This window comes from Serratia sp. root2 (assembly GCF_031931805.1).
Classification (GTDB): Bacteria; Pseudomonadota; Gammaproteobacteria; order Enterobacterales; family Enterobacteriaceae; genus Serratia; species Serratia inhibens.
This window is the reverse complement of record NZ_JAUJXB010000004.1, coordinates 23,677-49,012: the sequence shown is the minus strand read 5'-3', so window position 1 is coordinate 49,012 and position 25,336 is coordinate 23,677. Positions and strand designations below refer to the sequence as shown.

General features: G+C 57.6%; 16 protein-coding genes and 1 riboswitch. Of the genes, 10 read left to right on the top strand and 6 right to left on the bottom strand.

Features of this window, described 5'->3' with window-relative positions; translation table 11 throughout:
* Window positions 1–7: 7 nt before the first annotated feature.
* The gene (locus QZQ97_RS18040) at window positions 8–991 is read left to right on the top strand and encodes a nucleoside hydrolase (protein WP_311994582.1); all 984 of its coding nucleotides are present in this window, start codon (window positions 8–10) and stop codon (window positions 989–991) included.
* Between the two features lie 55 nt (window positions 992–1,046).
* Here the strand turns inward: QZQ97_RS18040 and malM are convergent, their stop codons facing one another.
* The 4 genes from malM to QZQ97_RS18020 form a co-directional block, all read right to left on the bottom strand.
* Window positions 1,047–1,949 carry a maltose operon protein MalM gene (gene malM, locus QZQ97_RS18035; protein WP_311994581.1) on the bottom strand — a complete coding sequence of 301 codons (903 nt, stop codon included), beginning with the start codon at window positions 1,947–1,949 and terminating at the stop codon, window positions 1,047–1,049.
* Between the two features lie 97 nt (window positions 1,950–2,046).
* Window positions 2,047–3,339, bottom strand: coding sequence for a maltoporin (locus QZQ97_RS18030; RefSeq protein ID WP_065506674.1), 1,293 nt, complete (start codon window positions 3,337–3,339; stop codon window positions 2,047–2,049).
* Between the two features lie 32 nt (window positions 3,340–3,371).
* Window positions 3,372–4,481: a maltose/maltodextrin ABC transporter ATP-binding protein MalK gene (gene malK, locus QZQ97_RS18025; RefSeq protein ID WP_311994580.1), complete on the bottom strand. Its 1,110-nt coding sequence runs from the start codon at window positions 4,479–4,481 to the stop codon at window positions 3,372–3,374.
* Window positions 4,474–5,445, bottom strand: a complete 972-nt coding sequence (locus tag QZQ97_RS18020) for an alpha-amylase family glycosyl hydrolase (RefSeq protein WP_311994579.1) — start codon at window positions 5,443–5,445, stop codon at window positions 4,474–4,476. Before QZQ97_RS18020 ends, malK begins: the two co-directional genes overlap by 8 nt.
* Window positions 5,446–5,804: 359 nt before the next feature.
* Here QZQ97_RS18020 and malE point away from each other — a divergent pair, with 359 nt between their 5' ends.
* From malE to malG, 3 genes are all read left to right on the top strand, one after another.
* Window positions 5,805–6,998 (top strand): maltose/maltodextrin ABC transporter substrate-binding protein MalE, encoded by a 1,194-nt coding sequence (malE, locus tag QZQ97_RS18015; RefSeq protein WP_119805413.1) that lies wholly within the window; start codon window positions 5,805–5,807, stop codon window positions 6,996–6,998.
* A 186-nt stretch (window positions 6,999–7,184) separates the two neighbouring features.
* Window positions 7,185–8,762, top strand: a complete 1,578-nt coding sequence (gene malF, locus QZQ97_RS18010; protein WP_311994578.1) for a maltose ABC transporter permease MalF — start codon at window positions 7,185–7,187, stop codon at window positions 8,760–8,762.
* A 10-nt stretch (window positions 8,763–8,772) separates the two neighbouring features.
* Entirely contained in the window at window positions 8,773–9,663 is an 891-nt protein-coding gene (gene malG / locus QZQ97_RS18005; protein ID WP_004948829.1) for a maltose ABC transporter permease MalG, read from the top strand.
* 95 nt (window positions 9,664–9,758) lie between these two features.
* Here malG and psiE read toward each other — a convergent pair whose 3' ends face one another.
* The gene (gene psiE, locus QZQ97_RS18000) at window positions 9,759–10,166 is read right to left on the bottom strand and encodes a phosphate-starvation-inducible protein PsiE (RefSeq protein WP_311994577.1); all 408 of its coding nucleotides are present in this window, start codon (window positions 10,164–10,166) and stop codon (window positions 9,759–9,761) included.
* 223 nt (window positions 10,167–10,389) lie between these two features.
* Here psiE and QZQ97_RS17995 point away from each other — a divergent pair, with 223 nt between their 5' ends.
* Window positions 10,390–11,826 (top strand): capsule assembly Wzi family protein, encoded by a 1,437-nt coding sequence (locus tag QZQ97_RS17995; protein WP_311994576.1) that lies wholly within the window; start codon window positions 10,390–10,392, stop codon window positions 11,824–11,826.
* 63 nt (window positions 11,827–11,889) lie between these two features.
* Here the strand turns inward: QZQ97_RS17995 and pgi are convergent, their stop codons facing one another.
* Window positions 11,890–13,536 (bottom strand): glucose-6-phosphate isomerase, encoded by a 1,647-nt coding sequence (pgi, locus tag QZQ97_RS17990; RefSeq protein ID WP_311994575.1) that lies wholly within the window; start codon window positions 13,534–13,536, stop codon window positions 11,890–11,892.
* A gap of 228 nt (window positions 13,537–13,764) precedes the next feature.
* On the opposite strand from pgi, the gene QZQ97_RS17985 reads away from it, so the two are divergent.
* The 5 genes from QZQ97_RS17985 to QZQ97_RS17965 all read left to right on the top strand — a co-directional run bounded on the left by QZQ97_RS17985 (window position 13,765) and on the right by QZQ97_RS17965 (window position 25,320).
* Window positions 13,765–15,573, top strand: a complete 1,809-nt coding sequence (locus QZQ97_RS17985) for a cation:proton antiporter (protein ID WP_311994574.1) — start codon at window positions 13,765–13,767, stop codon at window positions 15,571–15,573.
* A gap of 52 nt (window positions 15,574–15,625) precedes the next feature.
* A riboswitch (Lysine riboswitch) is annotated at window positions 15,626–15,819 on the top strand.
* A 109-nt stretch (window positions 15,820–15,928) separates the two neighbouring features.
* Window positions 15,929–17,296 (top strand): lysine-sensitive aspartokinase 3, encoded by a 1,368-nt coding sequence (gene lysC / locus QZQ97_RS17980; RefSeq protein WP_311994573.1) that lies wholly within the window; start codon window positions 15,929–15,931, stop codon window positions 17,294–17,296.
* A gap of 149 nt (window positions 17,297–17,445) precedes the next feature.
* Entirely contained in the window at window positions 17,446–18,363 is a 918-nt protein-coding gene (gene panS / locus QZQ97_RS17975) for a ketopantoate/pantoate/pantothenate transporter PanS (RefSeq protein ID WP_004948846.1), read from the top strand.
* A gap of 413 nt (window positions 18,364–18,776) precedes the next feature.
* Window positions 18,777–20,453, top strand: a complete 1,677-nt coding sequence (locus QZQ97_RS17970; protein WP_311994572.1) for a ShlB/FhaC/HecB family hemolysin secretion/activation protein — start codon at window positions 18,777–18,779, stop codon at window positions 20,451–20,453.
* 43 nt (window positions 20,454–20,496) lie between these two features.
* Window positions 20,497–25,320 carry a hemagglutinin repeat-containing protein gene (locus tag QZQ97_RS17965; RefSeq protein ID WP_311994571.1) on the top strand — a complete coding sequence of 1,608 codons (4,824 nt, stop codon included), beginning with the start codon at window positions 20,497–20,499 and terminating at the stop codon, window positions 25,318–25,320.
* The last annotated feature ends 16 nt before the right edge of the window (window positions 25,321–25,336 follow it).

Here is a 25,336-nt window from a genome sequence, read left to right as displayed (position 1 = left end):
AACCGTTATGCGTTTGATTATTGATTGCGATCCCGGCAACGGCGTTCCCGGCGCCAACGTGGACGACGGGTTGGCGCTGGCATTGGCGCTGGCAGCCAAACCGCAAATCTCGCTGGAGTTGATCAGCATCGTCGCAGGCAATACCCCGCGCGACGTCGGTTTTGCCGTGGCCAACCACCTGCTGCATCAAACCGGCTACCAGGTGCCGGTCGTGGCCGGAGCCACCCGTGCATTGAGCGAACCGCCAGAGCCGTGGCGCACTCACCTTGACCGTGCGATTATCCGGCCGGATTTAGCCGGCCTGTGGCATAACGTCCCTTACCCGCAAACGGCGGCGATCGCCACGCCAAACGCTGCCGTGGCCCTCGGCGAACTGATCTGCAACAACCCGGGTGAAATCACCCTGGCGGCGATAGGCCCGCTAACCAATATCGCCCATGCTCTGCAGCTGTACCCGCAGATGGCGCAGGCGGTGAAGGAAATTGTGATTATGGGCGGGGTGTTCAACGTGGAGGGTTACCTCAAGGACACCAATTTCGGTCTCGATCCTGAAGCCGCCCGACAGGTGCTGACCAGCGGCGCCAACATCACGCTCGCGCCTCTGGACGTCACTACGCAAACCATGCTCACTCAGGCGAATCTGACGCGCATGACGCAGCCGGACACGCCGCTGTGCCGCTATTTGCGGGCCACTACCCGGCCCTGGATCGATTACTCGCGCCAGACCCGCCACCTGCCGGGTTGCTGGATCCACGATGCGTTGGTGATTGCCTGGCTGCTTGAGCCACAGTTGGTGACCACGGCGGAGTATTATGTGGATGTTGCCCTGGAGGGAGCCATGACACGCGGCAGCTCGCGCCGCTGGCGGCCGAACAGCCTGCGGTTGACGGTCGGCATGCCGGAACCGCAGGGCAAAACGATACGGGTGATGGAACAGGTAGATAACACCCGTCTGCTGGCGCTGATTGGCGACACTCTGGCCCGCGCATGAAAAAAGGTGCGCCGAGGCGCACCAATCATCGAGCCAGCATCGGCAGCGTCGGGTACTACCCCTTGCCTTTCACGCTGCCAATAAATGTTTCACGCGCTGTGGTGGAACCCAGTCTTTCAGCCTCATTCATCAGTTTCAGCGCTTTATCGATATCGCCCGCCTTCACCGCCTGCCTGATGCTGTTATTGAAGTAGCTTTCGGTGTCGTTCAGCATCGGCTCCGAAGGCTTGGCCGGTGCCGCGGCAGGTGCCGCCGTGGCCGGTGCGGTTGACCCCACAACCACCGGTGCAGCGGCCGGTGCCGGCTGCAGCATACCGATCATCACGTTGCCGGAACCCTGTTCAGCGGTCACCTTCAGCTTAAGCGTCCCGCTGGTGCTGTGGCTGGCGATCGGGTCCGGGATATCCGGTATCGCGTTACCCACGCCGGCGGCATAGGCCTTGGCCGGGTTGGTCAACTGGGTGGTTTTGGCCAGATCCTGACGGGTGGTGTACACCAGCATATAAATCTGTTTTTGACCGAGCGCCGGGGTCAGCTTCAGTGTGCCCTCGAGGCGATCGGAGGACATCGCCCCCGGCGGTTGGTACGGGAAATAGCTGCTCGGGTAATAGGCTGCCGGGCGCAGGTGCTCGTCCAGCACCAACACGCTTGGCGCATAAATCGAATTATTCTTGCTGATGCTGCTCAGCGTGACTTCCAGCGAACCGCGATCGGCCGGCAGCGTATAGGCGGCTATGGCGCCCTGAATGTCGCCCTGATTGATTTGCGGGCTGACATTATCCAGTTTCACTTCCTGGCTGACCGGCGGTACCAGCGGTTGCCATGGCAGGCTTTGCAGCGTGGCGGCGCTGATGGCCGGGGCAACGGAGACATTGGCCGGCGTATCGGCATTGGCCGCCAATGGCGCCCCCAAGCTCAGCGCCAGTGACAAGCAGAGTGACAGCAGATTCTTTTTCATTGTTATACCCTCTATCAGCGCCGATGCAGGTCAGGCAAGAGAGCCGGCGTCGGCGAATACATGTTGGGGAGAGCGCATGGCCCTCCCCGTCCTGTCATTACCACCAGATTTCCATCTGGGCGCCGAAGGTGACTTCATCGTCATTGCCGCGGCTGAAGGTGTGTACGCTGGTGTCGTTATACGCGGTACCTGAGTTGTAACCGGTGCCGGAATCGCTGTTGGCATAGCCCCATTTCTCATCCCACTTGGCGTAGGTTGCGAAAACGCGGATAGCCGGACGTGACCAGATGCTGTTGCCCGCCTGCCATTGTTGCGCCAGGGTGACTTTGTACTGGCCGTTGCGATCGCCGGTGCGCTGGGATTTCACGTTGTCGTAACCGGCTTCCAGCAAGGTGCTCATGATTGGCGTCCATTTGTACATTGGGCGCACGCCCACGGTGTACCAGGTGGTGCCGTTGTTGTTGTCGCGATCGATGTCCTGGAACATGCCGACGTACATCAGCGCCCATTTATCGTTGAAGTCGATGGCACCGTGATCCAGCACGCGGATCATCTTGCCGTTATTGTCGATGGTGGCGCCCTGATTGCGGCCGTTGTTTTGCGAAGTCATCGAGTCGGTGGCGTATTGCAGCACGAACTTGTTGTAGCCGCTCAGGATGCTCTGGGTATGTTCAGCAGTGAACATCCAGCCGTCTTTGCTGGCGCCATCAGCCAGACTGTAACCGTCCTGCACATTGGCGCGGCCGTAGTCCACACCGAGTTCCAGCGTGCCGCCCGGGTTCAGCTCCAGACCGGCCAAGCGCACGTCGAAGGTATCGTTGACGGTTGGGCGTTGATCCCACTCATTGTCCAGGTAGCCGTAGGAGCCGCCGGATTCGGAGTTGCGGGTCACGGCGGCAGACAACTTGCCGAAGCCCAGATCGATATTTTCCAGACCGGCGCCTGGGCCAGAGATATCCCAGTAATAGAAGTCGATCATATGGACATCATGACGCTGATAGAAGCGCTTACCGGCCCACATGGTGGAGCCAGGCAGCCATTCGATCAGGTTTTTACCCTGCACGTTCACTTCACGGAAGCCCGGTGTCACGTCTTCCCAGTCGGAACGTTGTGAAACGGAATAAGCCAGGTTGGTATCGAAGTAGAAGCTTTTATCGCCTTCTTTCCACACTTCCTGACCCAGCTTCAATTCAGCGTAGGTTTCACATTCGTTACCGAGACGGTATTTGCTCGAGGCACCGGTGGCCTGGAAGCACTGTTGCTCACCGCCGCTGCCGGTCCAGCCGATGCCGGAACGAGCATAGCCCTTAAAATCAACGGCCATTGCCTGGGTGGTCAGCACACCAGCGGCGATTGCCAGTGCCAGAGGAAGTTTGCGCAGAGTAGTCATCATTATTCTCCTGTTATACAGACTGTGATGCTTTAAACGCCCGGCTCCTGGTGCAGCCGTTTACATGCCGTACCGTCTTCACGGAACAGATGGCAGCGGTGAGGCGGCAGGCCTATAGCGAATGTTGCACCTTCTTCTACCAGCACCACGTCGTTCTGGCGGTAAACCAGGTTCTGACGAATTGCCGGGATTTGGATGTGGATTTGCGTCTCGTTACCGAGTTGCTCCACCACCTGTACGTCACCTTCCAGCGTCACTTCAGAGGCATTGCTGGGCAGCAGATGTTCCGGGCGAATGCCCAGGGACATGTTCGCGCCGGCCTGAACCTGCGTGCCTTCCACCGGCAGCCATACCAGCTGGCGGTTAGGCAGTTCGACCTGCACCTGTTGCGGCTCTGCGGCGGTCACTTTGACCGGCAGGAAATTCATTTTTGGCGAACCGATAAAGCCGGCGACAAAGCGGTTGGCCGGGTAGTGATACAGCTCCAGCGGTTTGCCGACCTGGGCTACTCGCCCGGCGTCCAGCACCACGATCTTGTCGGCCAGCGTCATCGCTTCCACCTGATCGTGGGTGACGTAAATCATGGTGCGCTGCAGGCGTTTATGCAGACGGGAAATCTCGATGCGCATTTGTACCCGCAGCGCAGCGTCAAGGTTTGACAGCGGTTCGTCGAGCAGAAACACATCGGGTTCCGCCACCAGCGTACGGCCGATCGCCACCCGCTGACGCTGCCCGCCGGACAGCGCTTTGGGTCGCCTGTCGAGCAGATGAGCCAATTGCAGCACTTCCGATACCTGATTCACCCGCTGGCTGATCTCCGCTTTCTTCGCTCCCGCCAGTTTCAGGCCGAACGACATGTTGTCGGCCACGGACAAATGCGGGTAAAGAGCATAGGACTGGAACACCATCCCGATACCGCGTTCAGAAGGCGGTACTTCATTCATGCGTTTATCGCCGATCAACAGGTCACCGGAGGTAATGTCCTCCAGCCCGGCGATCATGCGCAGCAGCGTCGATTTGCCGCAGCCCGATGGCCCGACAAACACCACAAACTCACCGTCATCTATGGTCAGATTGACGTCTTTGGAAATCACAGCTTCGCCGAAGGCCTTATAAACGCTGCGCAGTGTGACGCTAGCCATGCGTTACTCCCCTGCTTTCGCAGTTAACATTTCGCGTAAAAATGGCGGATGCAAAACCCGCCAAAACCCATTGATGACCCTCTTGCTGCGCGCCGTGCTGCCATGCCAGCGGCAAGGTCGCCTCAGACGGCGCGGCCGCCTGAGTATAAGGCTGCAGATTAATCAGCGCTTCAAGGCATTGATCCTGATGGGTAATAAGTAAACGAACCACACCATTCTTTTGGCTGACTGCGCTCAACTCACCGTGCTGGATCACCGGTAAGCGACGCAGCGCCAGCAGCGACTGGCAGTAACGTAAAGTGGATTGGCTGTCATGCTGTTGACGACTAATCGCCAGCGCGCGGTGCTCTATCGCCACCTGCTGATACCAATGGATCTCCCCTGCAGTCACCTGTTCCGGTGCCTCGTGCCACGGCATCGGCGTTTGCGCGCCAAGCGGATCCTGCAGGCCGGCGGCATGCGGCAGGCCCAATTCTTCGCCCTGATACAGGCAGACAGGCGCAGGCAACATCGCCAGCAGCGTCAAAAACGCATCGGCGGAGCGTAAATTCCCTTGCCCCCAATGGCTGACCACCCGTGGCTGGTCGGCATCGCCGGTGCTCCACAGACTGTCAGCCAGCGTGGTGCGACGGGCATGCAATACCTCAACCAGTCGCTCGATGCTGAAGGGCACAACCTCCAGCGCCAACGGACTGCGGACGTACTGTTGCCGGGCGGCAGAGTGGCGGACAAGGCTCTGCCCATCGCAGTACCACAGCCCAAGCCCCTGAGCGGCTACCGCAGCGGCGGCTTGCGCCGACAGCTCATGCGGTAATACCAGGCCATCGATAGACAGCGTTTTCAGGTAAGGCAGCGCCGCAACCATGCCGTGCACGTCGCCCACGCCGTCCCCGTTTCCATCGCGGAAACTGACCGGATGGATCCGGTACAAGGCGGGTTGAGTGACGGTAGGCATTAGCGACATAAATCCGGTTCCCTGCTGCACGTGACGATGAAAATCAATGTGGCCGATACTGCGGTAATCCCCACAAGGGGTAATCATCCGTAACAAGATTTTTCATGGGGGAGGAGATGGGAGGATGAGAGAACGACAGGCGCGGCGAGAAGTTCAACGCTTAAAGCAAATCTGTGATCCGTATGGCAAAAATCGTCACCCTATTCTGTGCCTGACACCACAGAATAGGGCACAACGTTAACTGGATCACACTACGCAGCTGTGGGGCGTAGAGGGGGGGAGGATGAGAATGTGTCGCTTTGTGACCCACTATTACCGCGAAACCTCTCTCCTTGATTTACGTGCCCACAAAAAAGAAGGATTGGATTATGACTCGCAGCTTTACCACCGCCCGTACGCTGGTGCTTTCCGCTCTGACCACCTTGGTGCTTTCCTCTTCCGCCTTCGCCAAGATCGAGGAAGGGAAACTGGTTATCTGGATCAACGGCGATAAAGGCTATAACGGCCTGGCCGAAGTCGGCAAAAAGTTTGAGAAAGACACCGGCATTAAAGTCACCATTGAGCACCCGGACAAGCTGGAAGAAAAATATCCGCAGGTAGCCGCCACCGGCGACGGCCCGGACATCATCTTCTGGGCTCATGACCGCTTTGGCGGCTACGCGCAGTCCGGCCTGTTGGCCGAAATCCACCCTTCCAAAGCCTTCCAGGACAAGCTGTTCCCGTTCACCTGGGACGCGGTGCGTTATGACGGCAAGCTGATTGGCTACCCGATCGCGGTAGAAGCGCTGTCGCTGATTTACAACAAAGACCTGATCAAAGAAGCGCCAAAAACCTGGGAAGAGATCCCGGCGCTGGACAAAGAGCTGCGCGCCAAAGGCAAGAGCGCCATCATGTGGAACCTGCAGGAACCCTACTTCACCTGGCCGATTATTGCCGCCGACGGCGGTTATGCCTTCAAGTATGAGAACGGCAAGTACAACATCAAGGACGTCGGCGTTGCCAACGCCGGTTCACAGGCCGGCCTGCAGTTCATCGTCGATCTGGTGAAAAACAAACACGTCAACGCCGATACCGATTATTCGATTGCCGAAGCCGCATTCAACAAAGGCCAGACCGCAATGACCATCAACGGTCCTTGGGCGTGGGCAAACATCGAACAAAGCAAAATCAATTACGGCGTTACCCTGCTGCCGACCTTCAAAGGCAAGGCGTCCAAACCCTTCGTCGGCGTGCTGACCGCCGGGATCAACGCCGCCAGCCCGAATAAAGAGCTGGCGACCGAATTCCTGGAAAACTACCTGCTGACCAACGAGGGTTTGGCGGACGTCAACAAGGACAAACCACTGGGCGCCGTGGCGCTGAAATCATACCAGGAACAGTTGGCGAAAGATCCGAAGATTGCCGCCACCATGGCAAACTCGCAGACCGGCGAAATCATGCCTAACATCCCGCAGATGAGCGCCTTCTGGTACGCCGAACGCAGCGCGGTGATCAACGCCGTCAGTGGCCGCCAGACGGTGAAAGCCGCGCTGGATGACGTGCAAACCCGTATTACCAAGTAACAAACGACGCTGTGCGGGATTAGCATCCCCCAAATAATTGGAGTGACACCGCGACGGCAAGTACGCACATCCCCGGGAGCATAGAGAGCTATGTGACCGGGGTGAGCGGACGCAGCCAACAAAGGGGTAGCTTCAAGTATGAAGGGGACAAGCGTCCCGCTGTTGATCTACAGAAAGGAACACCCTATGCAATTAGCTCACGCCGGGTCGCCTGCGCGCAAGAAATCGAAGTGGTGGCAGAGTGACGTACTGAAATGGCTGGTGATCGGCCTGTTCAGTCTGGTTACCTGCTACCTGATTGTGTTGATGTATGCACAGGGTGAATACCTGTTTGCCATTCTGACGCTGATTCTGGTCAGCGCCGGGCTTTATGTCTTCGCCAACCGCCGTGCTTACGCCTGGCGTTACGTCTATCCGGGCATCGCCGGCATGGGGCTGTTTGTCCTGTTTCCGCTGATTTGCACCATCGCCATCGCCTTTACCAACTACAGCAGCACCAACCAGCTCACCTTTGAGCGTGCCCAGTCGGTGCTGATGCAACGCCAGTTCCAGACCGGCAAGACTTTCACTTTCGGCCTGTACCCGGCGGAAAATCAGCAGTGGCGCCTGCAGTTAACCCATCCTGACACTGGCCAACAACTGATTTCCGGGCCGTTCAGCTTTGATGCCAACACGCCGCAAACGCTGAAACTGACGGTGGAAAATGCCGAACCGGCAGGCGAACGCGCCACGCTGCGGGTGATTACTCAGAACCGCCAGGCACTGAGCCAATTGGTGGCACAGTTACCGGAAGGCGGCGAGCTGCGCATGAGTTCACTGCGCCAGTTTTCCGGCACCTCTCCGCTGTACCTGCTGGATAAAGACAGCAAGGTGCTGACCGACCAACAGACCCATATTCAATATCGGCCGAACCCGGACATTGGCTTCTATCAAGCGCTGAATGTCGACGGTCACTGGGCCAAAGAAACCCTTAGCCCGGGATACACCGTCACCATAGGCTGGAAAAACTTCCTGCGCGTTTTGCAGGATGAAGGCATCAAAAAACCGTTCGTCTCGATCTTTATCTGGACCATCGTGTTCTCGGTGCTGACCGTGATCCTCACCGTGGCAGTAGGCATGGTGCTGGCCTGCGTGGTGCAGTGGGAAGCGCTGAAAGGCAAAGCGGTATATCGCGTCATGCTGATACTGCCCTACGCGGTACCGTCGTTTATCTCTATTCTGATTTTCAAAGGGTTGTTTAACCAAAGCTTCGGTGAAATCAACATGATGCTCAGCCATCTGTTCGGCATCAAACCGGCCTGGTTCAGCGATCCCATTACCGCCAAAAGCATGATTCTGATCGTCAACACCTGGCTGGGTTATCCGTACATGATGATCCTGTGCATGGGGCTGTTGAAAGCGATCCCCGACGATCTGTACGAAGCCTCGGCAATGGACGGCGCTACCCCGATGCAGAACTTTTTCCGCATCACTCTCCCGTTGCTGATCAAGCCGCTGACGCCGTTGATGATTGCCAGTTTCGCCTTTAACTTTAACAACTTCGTCTTGATTCAGCTGTTGACCAACGGCGGGCCGGACATGATCGGCACCACCACGCCAGCCGGTTATACCGACCTGCTGGTCAGCTACACCTACCGCATCGCCTTTGAAGGCGGCGGCGGGCAGGACTTCGGTCTGGCGGCCGCGATTGCCACGCTGATCTTCCTGCTGGTAGGCGCCCTGGCGATCCTGAATCTGAAAGCCAGCAAGATGAACTTCGACTAGGGAGAAAATAATGGCTATGGTCCAACCCAAATCCCAGCGCCTGCGCCTGTGGATGACTCACACTTTGATGCTGTGCTTTATTGCCCTGATCATGTTCCCGCTGCTGATGGTGGTGACGATTTCACTGCGCTCCGGCAACTTTGCCACCGGCAGTCTGATACCGGAGCAGATTTCGTGGGATCACTGGCGTTTGGCGCTCGGCATGAGCGTGACGCACGCCGATGGCAGCGTCACCCCGCCGCCATTCCCGGTGCTGCTGTGGTTATGGAATTCGATCAAGATCGCGGTGATCACCGCCATCGGCATCGTCACACTGTCCACGACCTGCGCCTATGCCTTTGCCCGCATGCGCTTTCGCGGTAAAAGCACGTTGCTGAAAAGCATGCTGATTTTCCAGATGTTCCCGGCAGTGCTTTCGCTGGTGGCGCTGTACGCATTGTTCGATCGCCTGGGTCAGTACATTCCCTTTATCGGCCTGAACACCCACGGCGGGGTGATCTTCGCCTATATGGGCGGCATTGCGCTGCACGTCTGGACCATCAAGGGCTATTTCGAAACCATCGACAATTCGCTGGAAGAAGCGGCGGCGCTGGATGGCGCCAGCCCGTGGCAGGCCTTCCGCCTGGTGCTCCTGCCATTGTCGGTGCCGATCTTGGCGGTGGTGTTTATTCTGTCGTTTATCGCCGCTATTACCGAGGTGCCGGTAGCCTCTCTGCTGCTGCGCGACGTCAACAGCTACACGCTGGCGGTGGGGATGCAGCAATATCTGAACCCGCAGAACTATTTATGGGGTGACTTTGCCGCTGCGGCGGTGTTGTCAGCCATTCCAATTACCGCCGTATTCCTGCTGGCTCAGCGCTGGTTGGTGGGTGGCCTGACGGCCGGCGGGGTCAAAGGTTAAGGTTTTTGCCACTGCAATGCGCTTGATGTACTTCAGTTCTTTCCGATCAATACCTGTGTCTTCGGCGGCCCTGTGGGCCGCCATTTTTATATGGGTTATTCGCGTTTCAAGCGGTCGGTGTTGGCCAGATAGAGAGTCACTACCAACAGCAATATCGCCCCGGCATAAATCAAGGTATCGAATGGGTTTTTATGATCCACTATGATCAAACGAATAATCGCGGTAATGCCGATATAGATGAAATAGCGCAGCGGGAAATGGTATCCCGACTCAAAATACTTGACGATCAAGGCGATGAATTCAAAATACAGGAAGTAAATCACGATGCCTTCGATCAACAGATAAGACGATGATTCCTCACTGTTTACAAACAATACTTTCGCCAAGTGAATGGTTTCTTTTACCAAAAAAACGATCAAGATCGCCGCCAGCAGCAGCAGCCCAACGTTCAGTATCCGCTGCAACCCCTTCGCAATCATTATCGAACGCGATGTTTTCGCCATAAGAACTCCCCTTAAATACCGCTAAAATTATCCGCGCATCCTAACATAGGCATTATCTTAAAATTTATTACCCTGATGAAATCACTTTAAACTCAATTTAATTCAATCAGTTACATTAGGATATTTCTGGTTGATATATTTGTAGCAAATTGAAATGTCAACTATGATGGGACATAGATCTTTACATAAAACTAATAACCTCGAATTAACAAGGGAATTCTTTATGCGCGCTAAACTTAACGGACTGGTCGCGGCGGGCCTGTTTACCTGTGCATTAACCGGCCACGCCGCCGGCCTGGTCACTCCTGATAACGATCTGCGCAACGACCTCGCCTGGTTGTCCGACCGCGGCGTGATTAACGTCAGTTTGTCCACCTGGCCACTGAGCCAGGAAGAAATCAGCTCGGTTATTTCACAAGCCAAGCCGGTAACCAATACCGAGAAAAGCGTTATTGACCGCGTTCAGCGCCGTGTCGATGCCCTGAAAGCCAATATCCGCGTCAGCGGCTATGCCTCTACCGACAAACCCGGTACCCCGCAGGGCTTCGGTCAGAATGAATATGCTGACGATCGCCTGACTATCGGCGCCGGTGCCAACGGCGAATTCTGGGACGTGCGTGTACAAGGTTCAGTCGAAGGCGATCAACGCGTCAGCGACGGCTCAAAATTCAACCTGAATGGCTCCTACGGCGCAGTAAAAATCTGGAACCAATGGCTGTCCTTCGGTGAAGTATCCCAATGGTGGGGCCCGGGTTACGACGGCAGCCTGATTCGCTCCGACGCCGCACGCCCGGTGGCCGGCTTTATGCTGCAACGCGCCGACCAGTCTCCGTTTGAAACGCCTTGGCTGTCCTGGATTGGCCGCTGGCAGTACCAGCTGACCGCAGGCCAGCTGTCGCAATATTCTTCCGTACCTGATACCAAGCTGATTGGTGGTCGCCTTACCATGATGCCGACCGATTTCCTGGAACTGGGTGCCTCACGCATTATGGAATGGGGCGGCAGCGGTCGACCTCAGTCCTTTAGCTCCTTCTGGGACGCATTCACCGGCAAGGATAACGATGATTCGGGCAAAGGCAACGATCCGGGCAACCAGCTCGCCGGCTTCGACTTCAAGCTGAAAATGCAGCCGTTGATTGGCCTGCCGGTAAGTTTATATGGTCAGTTGGTGGGTGAAGATGAAGCGGGCTTCCTGCCGTCACAAAACACCTACTTGCTGGGTCTGGAAGGCCACCCGGAATGGGGCCCAACCACCATCAACTGGTCTATCGAAGGGGCTGATACCCGTGCCGATATGAACCGCAAAAACTATGTTTACACCCATTACACCTACAAAGGCGGCTACTATCAGCAGGGTTATCCGCTGGGCCATGCGATGGGCGGTGACGGCCAAATGCTGTCCGGGCGCGTAGAACTGGTGCTGGATGACAGCCAACGCTGGAGCACCCGTTTGGTGTACGCCAAAGTGAACCCGAACAGCCAGTCAATCAACCATGCGTTCCCGAAATCTGACACGCTGAAAGGCATTCAACTCGGCTGGGGTTACACCCTGGATTCCCAGGTCAAGTTTGATACCAGCCTGTGGTATACCGATAACAATGCCAGCACCGCCGATGACGTGGGCGCAGGCATCAGCTTCGAAGTGCCTATCAATCTGTAATCATCCAGATGTAAAAAAACCCGCCGCGGCGGGTTTTTTGTTGGCATCAATCGGATACAGCTATTAACGCCATTCTTTAAAGCGGTTGATCAGCGCGTTGGTTGAGCTGTCGTGGCTGCTGACTTTCTCGCTACCCGCCAGCTCCGGCAGGATGCGGTTAGCCAGCTGTTTGCCCAGCTCTACGCCCCACTGGTCGAAAGTGAAGATGTTCAGGATCGCGCCCTGGGTGAAGATCTTGTGTTCATACAGCGCAATCAGGCTGCCCAGGCTGAACGGCGTGATCTCGCGCAGCAGGATGGAGTTAGTCGGACGGTTGCCTTCAAACACCTTGAACGGCGCCACGTGTTTGACTTCTTCCGCAGTCTTGCCCTGAGCGGCGAACTCTTCTTCCACCACCTCCAGCGACTTGCCGAATGCCAGCGCCTCGGTCTGCGCGAAGAAATTCGACAGCAGTTTAGCGTGGTGGTCGCTCAGCGGATTGTGGCTGATGGCCGGTGCGATAAAGTCGCAAGGAACCAGTTTGGTGCCCTGGTGAATCAGCTGGTAGAACGCGTGCTGGCCATTGGTGCCCGGCTCGCCCCAGATGATTGGGCCAGTCTGATAATCAACCGGGTTACCGTTACGATCCACGTATTTGCCGTTCGATTCCATATTGCCTTGCTGGAAGTAAGCGGCAAAACGGTGCATGTACTGGTCGTACGGCAGAATCGCTTCAGTCTCTGCACCGAAGAAATTGTTGTACCAGATGCCGATCAGCGCCAGCAGTACCGGCAGGTTTTGCTCCGCCGGGGTGTTCGCGAAGTGCTTGTCCATCTCGTGCGCGCCGCTCAGCAGCTGTTCGAAATTCTCATAGCCCAGCGACAACGCGATAGACAGGCCAATCGCCGACCACAGAGAATAACGGCCGCCAACCCAGTCCCAGAACTCGAACATATTGGCTGTATCAATACCAAACTCACCTACCGCCTTGCCGTTGGTGGACAGCGCCGCAAAGTGCTTAGCCACATGCTTTTGATCGCCGGCGGTGTTCAGGAACCAGTCGCGCGCGCTGTGGGCGTTGGTCATGGTTTCTTGCGTGGTAAAGGTTTTGGACGCCACCAGGAACAACGTGGTTTCCGGGTTCAGCGGTTTAAGCGTTTCGGCAATATGGGTGCCGTCAACGTTGGAGACAAAATGCATATTCAGGTGATTTTTGTAAGGACGCAGCGCTTCGGTAGCCATATAAGGGCCGAGATCCGAACCGCCGATACCGATATTCACCACGTCGGTAATCGCTTTGCCGGTATAGCCTTTCCAGTCGCCGCCAATCACGCGGTCGCAGAACTGTTTCATCTTGGCCAGCACCGCGTTCACTTCCGGCATCACATCTTTGCCGTCAACGATAATCGGGCTGTTGCTGCGGTTGCGCAGGGCAACGTGCAGCACCGCGCGGTCTTCGGTGCGGTTGATTTTCTCGCCGGCAAACATCGATTTGATCGCGCCTTGCAGATCGGTTTCTTTCGCCAGCGCCTGCAGCTTCTCCAGCGTTTCTGCGGTGATGCGGTTTTTAGAGTAGTCCACCAGCATCTGATCGTTGAAGGTGGCGGAGAAGCGAGAGAAACGGTCTTTGTCCTGAGCGAACAGATCGCTGATCCGGACATCTTTCATCTGTTCAAAATGTTGCTGCAGGGCTTGCCAAGCAGCGGTTTGACTAGGATTGATATTTTTCATAGCAACACTCTTAGGCTTGAGAATAAATGTGACGTGGTTGCCCGATTGTAGCCTGTTCGACCGTGATTATGATCTCTTTTCTTGCGATAGGCGCTAACTGTCAAACGTCCCCTGCATCGTTTCAGCCATTCCCCTATACTTTTGGATAACAGCCTGTTATCAGGGTTGCCGAACTGTCACTGAAATGTGCCATTGTTGCTGATAGCCTATTCGAGAAGGACCTCCACCATGGAATTATCTGCCCCACTGATGTTGGTGATCATCGGTTTAAGTTCACTGCTGGCGCAATGGCTGGCCTGGCTATTGCGGCTGCCAGCCATTCTGCCCCTGCTGTTGTTTGGCATCGTACTGGGGCCGGCAGTGCATCTGGTCCAGCCGGACGCGCTGTTCGGCGATCTGCTGTTCCCGCTGGTATCGCTGTCGGTGGCGATCATTTTATTTGAAGGCGCGCTGACGCTACGGGTAGAGGAAATACGCGGCCTGGGCGGCGTGGTGCGCAACCTGGTGACCATCGGCATGCTGATGACCTTCCTGGTGATTGGCGTCGCCTGCTGGTGGCTGCTGGGCTTTCCGCCCGAGCTGGCAGCGCTGATCGGCGCGGTAACGGTGGTGACCGGGCCTACGGTGATAGCCCCGCTGATGCGCGTGGTGCGGCCCAATGCCAATATCAACCAGGTGTTGCGTTGGGAAGGGATAGTGATCGACCCGGTTGGCGCCATCTTCACCCTGCTGGTGTTTGAGTTTATCGTGCTGAAGCAGCATTCGGAGTCCTATACCCACCTGTTTTGGACACTGGGCATTACCGCCGCCGTCGGCCTGGCGATCGGCGCGCTGTTCGGTTATCTGCTGGGGCTGGCGTTGCGCCGTGTCTGGTTGCCACGCTACCTGCAAAACCTGGCGGTGCTGGCGATCATGCTGACCGCCTTTGGCGTATCCAACGCCATTGCCGACGAATCCGGTCTGCTGACGGTGACGGTAATGGGCATTTGGCTGGCCAATATGCGCGATGTGGATACCAGCGACATTCTGGCGTTCAAGGAAGAGCTGTCGGCTATCCTGATTTCGGCGCTGTTCATCATTCTGGCGGCGCGGCTGGATATCCATGCGCTTTGGAACATGGGCTGGCCGCTGCTGGGTTTGCTGCTGGTGGTCCAGTTTATCGCCCGGCCGCTGTGCATTGCGGTGTCGACCTGGCGTTCTTCCCTGCATTGGCGCGACCGCCTGCTGCTGTGCTGGATAGCCCCACGCGGCATCGTCGCCGCAGCGGTCAGCTCGCTGTTCGCCCTGACATTGCAGCGCAGCGGCTATCAGGGTGCCGATCGGCTGGTGACCGTGGTGTTCGCCGTCATCATCGGCACGGTGGTGTTGCAAAGCCTGACCAGCGGCATGATGGCGCGCTGGCTGCGGGTACAGCAGCAAAAACCGCGCGGCGTGCTGATCGTCGGCGCCAACAGCGTGGCACGCATGCTGGCACAGGCGTTGATAAAAATGAACATCCCGGTGCTTGTCACCGACAGCAGTTGGGAATATTACCGCCAGGCGCGTATGGAGGGTATTCCCGCCTATTATGGGCATGCTTACTCCGAACATGCCGAGAACTACCTCGATCTGAGCGATACCGCGCAGGTGTTGGCGCTCTCGCCCAATCGCCATCAGAATGCGCTGGCGGTGTACCACTTCGGCCATATCTTCGGTGACGAACAGGTCTTCGCCATCCGCTCCGGCGCACCGCTGAAAGGGCGTGGCAACAGCTCGGAAAGTTCGCGCTTCCGCCGCCACGAAATCCTGTTCAATCAGGAGGCCACCTACGGCCGGTTAAGCAGCCTGATCGCCAAAGGCGCGACCATCAAGGCCACCAAGCTGAACGAAAACTTTGGCTGGCTGGAATATCTGGAAAAACATCAGGGCGTTATTCCGCTGTTGTGCCAACGCGAGGATGGCAAGCTGCAACCGATAGGCACCGGTTTTGTCCCCGCCATACCCTGCACGCTGATAGCGTTAGTGCAAATTGAAAATCCCTCAACGTCTGACCGTTGACACAAGCGCAATAACCGGCTATTCCTATCAGCCTACTTGCGCACCCGGTGCGCAAGCCAGAAGAGGCGCGTCGCCCAGGTAGAGTGTCAGAGGAGCCGTTTCCCATGACGGCACTTGAGGGGGAGCGACGCCGAGGTAGGGTGATGCACGGCATTCATCGTATCGGCTACAGGGGCTGAATCCCCTGGGTTGTCACCAAAGTTTGCCCCGCGGGGGCAATCAGCAAGGTGGGGCGCTTCTGGGTGTATCGTAGTTTCAACCTCTACGTCTGCCCCCTGTTTATCGCTCTCCCCTTGTGCCAAGGCTATGGAAAAAAGTGCTCTCAAAATAGGGCATCCCTGACACGAGGTTTTACATGAACCAAGCAGCACCCCAAAATTCTACCGTTGTGGCCAAATTCGGCGGCACCAGCGTTGCCGACTATGAAGCCATGAACCGCAGCGCCGACGTCGTACTCGCCAATCCGCAGGTCCGCCTGGTGGTCTTATCCGCTTCTGCAGGCGTCACCAACCTGCTGGTCGCACTGGCCGAAGGCAGCGACGCCGACAAACGCAACTACCAGCTCGATGAAATCCGCCGCATCCAGTACGCCATTCTCGACCGCCTCGATAACCCGGCGGTGATCCGCGAGGAAATCGACCGCATGCTGGAAAACATCGCCATGCTGTCCGAAGCGGCGGCGCTGGCGACCTCTACGGCACTGACCGACGAACTGGTCAGCCACGGCGAACTGATGTCCACCCTGCTTTTCGTTGAGATCCTGCGTAGCCGCAAGGTGCAGGCGGAGTGGTTTGACGTGCGCAAGGTGATGCATACCGACGATCATTTCGGCCGCGCCACGCCGGACAGCGCGGTATTGAAAGAACTGACCCAGACGCTGCTCAAACCGCGTCTGCAGGAAGCGCTGGTAGTCACGCAAGGCTTTATCGGCAGCGAACCGAAGGGCCGCACCACCACACTGGGCCGTGGCGGCAGCGATTACACCGCCGCCCTGCTGGGTGAAGCGCTGAGCGTCAGCCGGGTGGATATCTGGACCGACGTACCTGGCATCTACACCACCGACCCGCGCGTGGTCCCTACGGCGAAGCGCATCGACAGAATCACCTTTGAAGAAGCGGCTGAAATGGCCACCTTCGGCGCGAAGGTGCTGCACCCGGCCACCCTGCTGCCGGCAGTACGCAGCGATATTCCGGTGTTTGTCGGTTCCAGCAAGGATCCGTCCGCCGGCGGCACCCTGGTGTGCAATACCACCAAGAACCCGCCGCTGTTCCGCGCATTGGCGCTGCGCCGCAAACAAACCCTGTTAACGCTGCACAGCCTCAATATGCTGCACGCACGCGGTTTCCTGGCCGAAGTGTTCAGCATTCTGGCGCGCCACAATATTTCGGTAGATTTGATCACCACCTCCGAAGTCAGCGTGGCACTGACCATGGACACCACCGGCTCCACCTCCACCGGCGGCAGTCTGCTGACCACCTCGCTGCTGACCGAGCTGTCGTCGTTGTGTCGGGTGGAAGTGGAGGAGAACCTGGCGCTGGTGGCGATAATCGGCAACAAGCTTTCCCAGGCCTGCGGCGTGGGCAAAGAAGTATTCGGCGTGCTTGATCCGTTCAATATCCGCATGATCTGCTACGGTGCCAGCAGCTACAACCTGTGCTTCCTGGTACCGGGCGATGACGCCGAACAGGTAGTGCGTACTCTGCATCACAATCTGTTCGAATAACCGGATCTCACCCCATTGCGGGCGCAGCATGCTGCGCCCCTACGTCTAAAAAAGGCCGTTCATAATTTGTAGGGGCCCAGCACGCTGAACCCGCAAAAAAACATAACTCCATCCCATAATTCCCTTTTTGGCTAAGGAAAACCCTATTCATGCTGGCATTACTAACCCGATTATTCCCCCTGTGGGCGGTGCTGCTTGCCGCCGCCGCCTACGCTACACCCACCACCTTCACCGGTATTGGTCCCTACGTCAGCCCGCTGCTGATGCTGATCATGTTCGCCATGGGCGTCACGCTGCGGCTGGATGACTTCAAGCGCGTGCTGTCGCGCCCCGCTCCTGTGGCGGCGGGCATCTTTCTGCATTACCTGATCATGCCGCTGGCGGCCTGGTTGCTGGCCATGCTGTTCCATATGCCGCCGGATCTTTCCGCCGGGATGGTGCTGGTCGGGAGCGTAGCCAGCGGCACCGCCTCCAACGTAATGATCTACCTGGCAAAAGGGGATGTAGCACTGTCGGTGACCATTTCGGCGGTCTCCACGCTGGTGGGCGTATTCGCCACGCCACTGCTGACCCGCCTGTATGTGGATACCGAAATCAGCGTCGATGTGATGGGCATGCTGCTGAGCATCCTGCAGATCGTCGTGATCCCGATTGGCCTCGGCCTGATCGTGCATCACACCTTTACCAAAACCGTCAAACGTATCGAGCCATTCCTGCCGGCGCTGTCGATGGTCTGCATCCTGGCGATCATCAGTGCGGTAGTCGCAGGCAGCCAGAGTCACATCGCCTCCGTCGGGCTGGTAGTGATCATCGCAGTGATCCTGCATAACGGCATTGGCTTATTGAGCGGTTACTGGGGCGGCAAACTGTTCGGCTTCGACGAATCCACCTGCCGCACGCTGGCCATTGAAGTCGGCATGCAGAACTCCGGGCTCGCGGCGACGCTGGGCAAGATTTACTTCTCTCCGCTGGCCGCGCTGCCGGGCGCCCTGTTCTCCGTGTGGCATAACCTTTCCGGCTCGCTGCTGGCAGGGTACTGGTCTGGCCGACCGATCAAGAAAAAATAATCTCACGCCGGGGCGCAGTCATTTGCGCCCCCCACTCCGCTTCTGCGAAATTTCGTATTTCCCACCGGTTGGATTGTCAGAATTACCTCCATCCCTTATTATCCCCCGACAAAATAAAAATTCAGATTCTTCTTAACTCTGCCGATAACCGGAAGTAAGAGCGAAAAGAAAAAAACCAACGAGTGAGTCTTATTACCTCCTTTGGGGTAATTAATGGGCATGCATTGAAAAATAAAAACAAGCAGCCTAATTATTATTGGTAATAATAAAAACCCACCTTCTTATTTGCCCTGAGCAATAAAAGAACCCCGCAATGTGATTGTCGCTCGCTGTTTCGGGCCGGCCACCGGCCGTCCGTTATTGACCCTCATGGATTGAGCAGGCTGCCCGGCAGCTTCTCATAATGGATTACAATGATTAAAAAAACCCTTGTCCTGGCGCTGCTGTTCAGCAACGCACTCCCCGCCGCTACTCTGCCAGAAATGGGTGATTTTTCACCGATGAGCGAATCACGCCGCGCCTTGCAAGACAGCACGCGTGAAGTGAATCAGCAGATAGAACAACGCCGTTATCAGCAGCTCAAGCAACAGCAACTCTTGGCGGAACCCGCACCTGCGCCCCCGGCGCTACCGCGTTCTGCGCAGTGCTTGCCGATCGGTGGCGTGTATTTACAGGGGATCACCCTGCTGTCCGCGAAAGATTTGGCAACGCTGAGCGCCTTGCCGCAGCGCTGTATCAGCAGCAATGACATTAACCGACTTACGCGCGAATTAACTCGGTTATACGTCGATAAAGGTTACATCACCGCGCGCGTGCAATTTGTTCGCCCTAATACCGATGGCGAATTAGGGCTGCGGGTCACCGAAGGGTTTATCGAAAAAATAGAGGGTGGCGACCGCTGGGTGAATAGCCAATTATTATTCCCCGGGCTCGAAGGCAAACCCTTGCAATTAACTCAGCTCGATCAGGGATTGGATCAAGCCAATCGTTTGCAATCAAACAAAACCCGGTTGGATATATTGCCGGGAAATCAAACAGGCGGCTCCATTATTCGCCTGAATAACCAACACGCCAAGCCTTGGCAACTGACGGCCACGACGGACAATTACGGCCAAAAAAACACCGGCCAGTGGCTGGCACGCACGACCGCCACGCTGGACAGCCCATTCGGCCTGTCGGATTTCGTCAGCCTGAACGCCGCCAGCACGCTGAAAGACTCGGCGCAGCGCTATAACCGCGCCTACACTCTGCTCTATTCCCTGCCCTATGGCGCTTTCACCTTCAGCGGATTCGCCAGCTATTCGGAATACGTGAACCATCAGCAGTTGACGTTCAACCGCTATAAGCTGCACGGCCAGACTCAGCAATATGGCCTGCGCGGCGACTATGTGTTTTACCGCGATCGCGATCAGATCAATGCCCTCAACGGCCAGCTCACTCATAAACGCATCGATAACTATTTCGACACCGTGCGCATCGGCCTCAGCAGCCCAACGCTCAGCCTGTTTGAACTGGGGATCAACCACCTGCAGATCCTGCCCACCGGCCTGATCAGCGCCAACCTCAGCGTGGAGCAGGGATTACCCTGGTTTGGCGCGGATCGTCACGCCGCGACCGGGCTACCCGACGCTCAATTCACCAAAGGCAAACTGTTTGCCAACCTCAGTCAACGTGTACAGCTTGCCGGTTCAATTTATCAGCTCAGCAACCTGCTGTACGGACAATACAGCCGCGATAGCCTGCCTGGCGTGGAATGGCTCAGCCTGACCGACCGCAGCGCAATCCGCGGGTTCAGCCGCAGCACGCTGTCCGGCGACAACGGTTGGTATCTGCAAAATACCCTGTCGCGCAACTTCAGCCTGGGTCATAGCACCCTCATTCCGCGTATCGGCGCCGACGTGGGGCGGGTCCTGCCGCGCGACAATCGGCCATCGGGCTGGCAAAGCAGCGCCGGCCTGAGCGCCGGCGCCACCCTGCGTTACCAGCGGGCAATTCTCGACGTAGAAGCCAGCCGCGGGTGGATCCTGTCCGAGCACCCGATGCCGGATGATCCGATCCAACTGCTGGCGCGCTTCTCATACACCTTTTAGTCAGCGTTTTTGCACTACCACAGCGATATAGGGAGATACATGGATGAAAAATAATAACTTCAGGCTTTCCGCAGCGGGCAAGCTGGCCGCGTCACTGGCGATCATTCTCGCCTCGTACGGCGCCGGCTACGCGGGGGAGATCGTAGCGGCCAATGGGGCCAACGGCCCCGGCGTTTCCACCGCCGCCACCGGCGCGCAGGTAGTCAACATCGTGACGCCCAACGATCACGGACTGTCGCATAACCAGTATCAGGACTTTAACGTCAACCAGCCGGGCGCCGTGCTGAATAACTCACGCGACGCTGGGCAGTCGCAACTGGCCGGCCAACTGGGCGCCAACCCGAACCTGAATGGTCAGGCAGCCAGCGTGATCCTCAATGAAGTGATCAGCCGCAATCCGTCACTGTTGCACGGCCAGCAGGAAATCTTCGGCATGGCGGCCGACTATGTGCTGGCCAATCCGAATGGTATCAGCTGCGACGGCTGCGGCTTTATCAATACCAGCCGTTCATCGCTGGTGGTGGGCAACCCACTGGTGGAAAACGGCATGCTGCAGGGCTACAGCACGCTGGGTAACGCGAATACCCTGAGCCTTGAAGGCAAACTTAACGCCGGCGGCGTGCTGGATCTGATCGCACCGAAAATCGACAGCCGTGGCGAGGTGATCATCGCGCCGGTATTCGACAAAAAAACCGGAAAAACGGTATCGGATATCAACGCCATCAGCGGCAATAACCGCGTGTCGCGCGATGCGCAAGTGCTCAGCAGCGAAAAGCCGCTGAGCGCGTTGGACAGCTACTACCTTGGCAGCATGCAGGCCGGGCGCATCAACATTATCAATACGGCAGCCGGCAGCGGCGTGAAGCTGGCAGGCAACCTGCGGGGCAGCGACGACATCAGCGTGAAAGCCTACGACATCCGCGCCGACAGTCAGGTCAGTGACGCCAGCACCAGCCGCAACAGCAGTGAGAACTATCAAAACTATCGCGGCGGTATCTATATCAATGACCGCAGCACCAGCCAGAAACTGACGCGCACCGAACTGGTGGGCAAAAATATCAGCCTGCTGGCCGATAACAGCAACCACCTGACCGCCACCGACATTCGCGGGGATGAGATCAAACTGCAAGGCGCCAGCCTGACGCTCGACGGCCAACAGTTGAAGCAAACCCAGGGCCAGACCAACGACCAATGGTTCTACTCCTGGCAGTACGACGTGACACGAGAAAATGAGCAGATCCGGCAAGTCGGCAGCACCGTCACCGCAATCAAAAACGCCACGCTGACCGCCACTGCGCAAGATGTGAAGCTACTCGGTGCCACGGTTGCAGCGGGCGACGCACTTAAAATCGAGGCCAGCCGCGATGTGCAAATCGCCGGGCTGATCGAGCGGGACAAAACCAGCGAGCGCGGTTACCAGCGCAACCATACTTCCAGCCTGCGCACCGGCAATTGGAACAACAGCAACGAAACCGAGAGCCTGAAAGCCAGCGATTTGCACGCCGGCGGTGAACTGGATCTTAAAGCCGGCAACAGCCTGCTCACTCAAGGCGCCAAAGTCCATGCGAAGGGCAACCTCACCGTAAACGCCAACGAACGTATCAACGTCGACGTGCAAAAGACCGCTAACACGAAAAGGGTACACGACAATAAAACCTCGTGGGGCGGGATCGGCGGCGGCGATAATAAAGACAACAGTAACCGTCACGAGACCAGCAACGCCTCCGAACTGACCGCCGACGGTACCCTGCGGCTTAACGGCAAGCAGGGCGTGGCCATTACCGGCAGCAAAGCGAGAGGCAAACAAGGCGGTTTCGTTGAAGCCGCTGCCGGTGGCCTACGTATTGATAACGCCCTCAGCACTACCGTGGACAGGATTGATGCCCGCACCGGTACCGCCTTCAACATCACCAGCAGTTCGCAAAAGTCCAATAACAGCCATCAGCACACTACCGCCAGTGAACTGGTTTCCGATACCAACCTGCAGTTGGTCAGCCATCAAGATACCGACGTGGTGGGCAGCAAGGTGAGCAGCGTCGGTAAGCTGGACGTCCGCTCCGGCGGCAATATCAACGTCAAGGCCGCCGAGCAGCAGCAAAGCATCGACGAACGGAAAACAGCGCTCGCCATCAACGGCTATGCCAATGAGAAAGGCGACAAGCAATACCGCGCCGGTCTGCGCCTTGAACATACCAGCGACAGCGATAAAACCACCCGTACCGAACATCAGGCATCCATGCTGAGCGGTGGCAGCGTAGCACTGGAAGCGGATAAAGACGTGACCTTCAGCGGCTCCAAACTGGTTACCACGCAAGGCGATGCCGGCATCAGCGGCAATAACGTCGCCTTCCTGGCAGCCGATGACAAAACCACCTCGGATACCGAAACGACCAAAATCGGTGGCGGCGTCTATTACACCGGCGGCATCGACAAACTCGGTTCCGGCATCGAGGGCGGCTATGAGAACGGCAAAACCCACGCGGAAAACAGCAAGGCGGTCACCTCCGGCACTCATGTCGCAGGCAACCTGACGATTACCGCTAAAGATCGGCTAACCCAGCAGGGCGCGCAGCATCAGGTGGGTGGAAAATATCAGGAAAAAGCCGCCAACGTCTCCCATCTTGAGGCCACTAACAGCGAAAGCAGCACTACCCGCAAAACAGACGTCGGCGTGGATATCGGCGCCAACCTCGATTACAGCGCGGTTACCCGCCCGGTGGAACGCGCGGTGGGTAAAGTCGCCCAGTTGGACGCCAGCGGCGTCATTAACGAAATCGGCGGTATCGGCGCGCCGAATGTCGGGCTGGATATCGGCGCCAAGGGCGGCAGCAGTGAAACGCGCACCGGCGATTCAAAGGCGGTAGTCAGCAACATTACCGCCGGGGCGATAGAGGTGACCGCTACTGGCGAAGTACACGATCGCGGCACCCAATATCAGGCGACGCAAGGCGCGGTAACGCTGACGGCGGACAGGCATCGCAGTGAGGCGGCGGAAAACCGCCAACAGGCAAACCGCAACGAAACTCACGGCAGCGCCGGCTTACGCGTCTATACCACCACCGGCAGCGATTTGACCGTGGACGCCAAAGGCGAAGGCGGCAGCAAACGCAGTGAAAGTTCGGCCGGCCAGGCGGCCACCGGCAGCATCAGCGCCGCCAAAGGTATCGACATCCGGGTTAAAAAGGACGCGGTTTATCAGGGTACCGCGCTGGACGCCGGTGACGGCAAGGTGCGGGTGAAAGCCGAAGAGGGCAACATCCGTTTTGATCAGGCCACCGATACCCACCATGAGAGCCACAATGGCTTCACGGTCAAGGCCTCGGCCAAAGGCGGCTCCACGCCAGAAACCAAAAACGTTGGCGTCGGGTTTGGCGGTGGTCGCAGCCAGGGTGAAAGCGACGGCAGCAGCGCACAGGTCAGCAACATCGGCGGCAACCAGGGCGTGGAGCTGGACGCAGGCCGCGATCTTTCGCTGCAAGGCAGCGTGCTGACCAGCGACGGTGACGTTACGCTCAAGGCGGGCAATCAGGTTGCACTGACGGCGGCGGACGCCCACCAGAAGCGTAAGGATGATAGCCTGTCGGGCAATATCGATCTCGGTGGCAACAGCACCGACTCCGCCAAAAAGAGCGGTGGCGGCATTTCCCTTGGCGGCGCGTTTGATATCGCCAAGGTAAATGAATCCTCCACCACCCATAAGGGCGGCAAGGTCACCAGTGGCGGCGCCGTGAAGATTACCGCCGGCGGCACAGGAAATGACGCCTTGCATCTACAGGGCGCCGAAGTCACTGGCAGCAGCGCTTCGCTCGAAGCGAAAAATGGCGGCATCGTGCTTGAGTCGGTACAAAACCAGGAGCAGAAAAACAATGTGAATCTGGGGCTGAAGGCCAACGCCAAAGGCGGTCAATCCTTCAACAAGGATGCCGGCGGCAAGGTTGACACCGCCAGCGGCAGCGATACCCACACCCTGGGTGCCGGCGTGAAGGTCGGCGTGGATCAACTGGAGAAAACCACGCAGGGCAACACCCTGATTAACGCCGGGAAAGTGACGCTCAACAGCGACAAAGATACCCGGCTGGCCGGCGCCCGGGTGGACGCCGATCAGGTTCAGGGCAACATCGGCGGCGATCTGCGCGTCGAAAGCCGCAAGGACAACGAAAGCAGCGTGAAGGTCAATGTGGATGTCGGCCTGAGTCACACCAACGATCCGGCCAGCAGCATCACCTCAAAATTGTCGAAAGTGGGTACTCCGCACTATGCGGGTAAAGTGAAGGAGAAACTGGAAGGCGGCATCAATAAAGTGGCCGACGCGACCACCGACAAGTACAACAGCCTGGCCCGTCGCCTCGATCCGAAGCAGGATACCGCCGGTACGGTCAGTTTCAGCAAGACCGATGGCAAGGTGACGCTGCCGGAAACGCCGGCGGGTGCAAAAGAGAAAGGCCCCTTGTGGGATCGCGGTGCTCGCTTCCTGGGCAACAAGTCCAAAGAAGCGCTGACCGGCCCTGCCGGGCTGCAAGGGCAGTTCAAGGTGAACGCCGATGTGGTCGATAACGATGCGGTTGGCGTGCAGTCCGCCATCAGCGGGAAAAATGGCGTTGCGCTGAACGTGCAAGGGAAAACCCACCTGACCGGCGGTGAGATCCGCAGCCAGCAGGGCCAGGTAGCATTGGGTAACGGCAAGGTGGAACGGCAGGATGTGACAGGCAACCGCTATCAGGGCGGCGGGCATCTTGATGCGGCGGCTTCTGCCGGCGCGCTGCTCGGTATCGCCGGTAAAAGCGCGGTCAAACTGGAAACGCCGGTTGGCGGCTACATCAATAATCAGGCCGCCGATGCCAAGGCGGGGGTCTTTTCGGGTAAATAAACCGCGGTAAATAAAC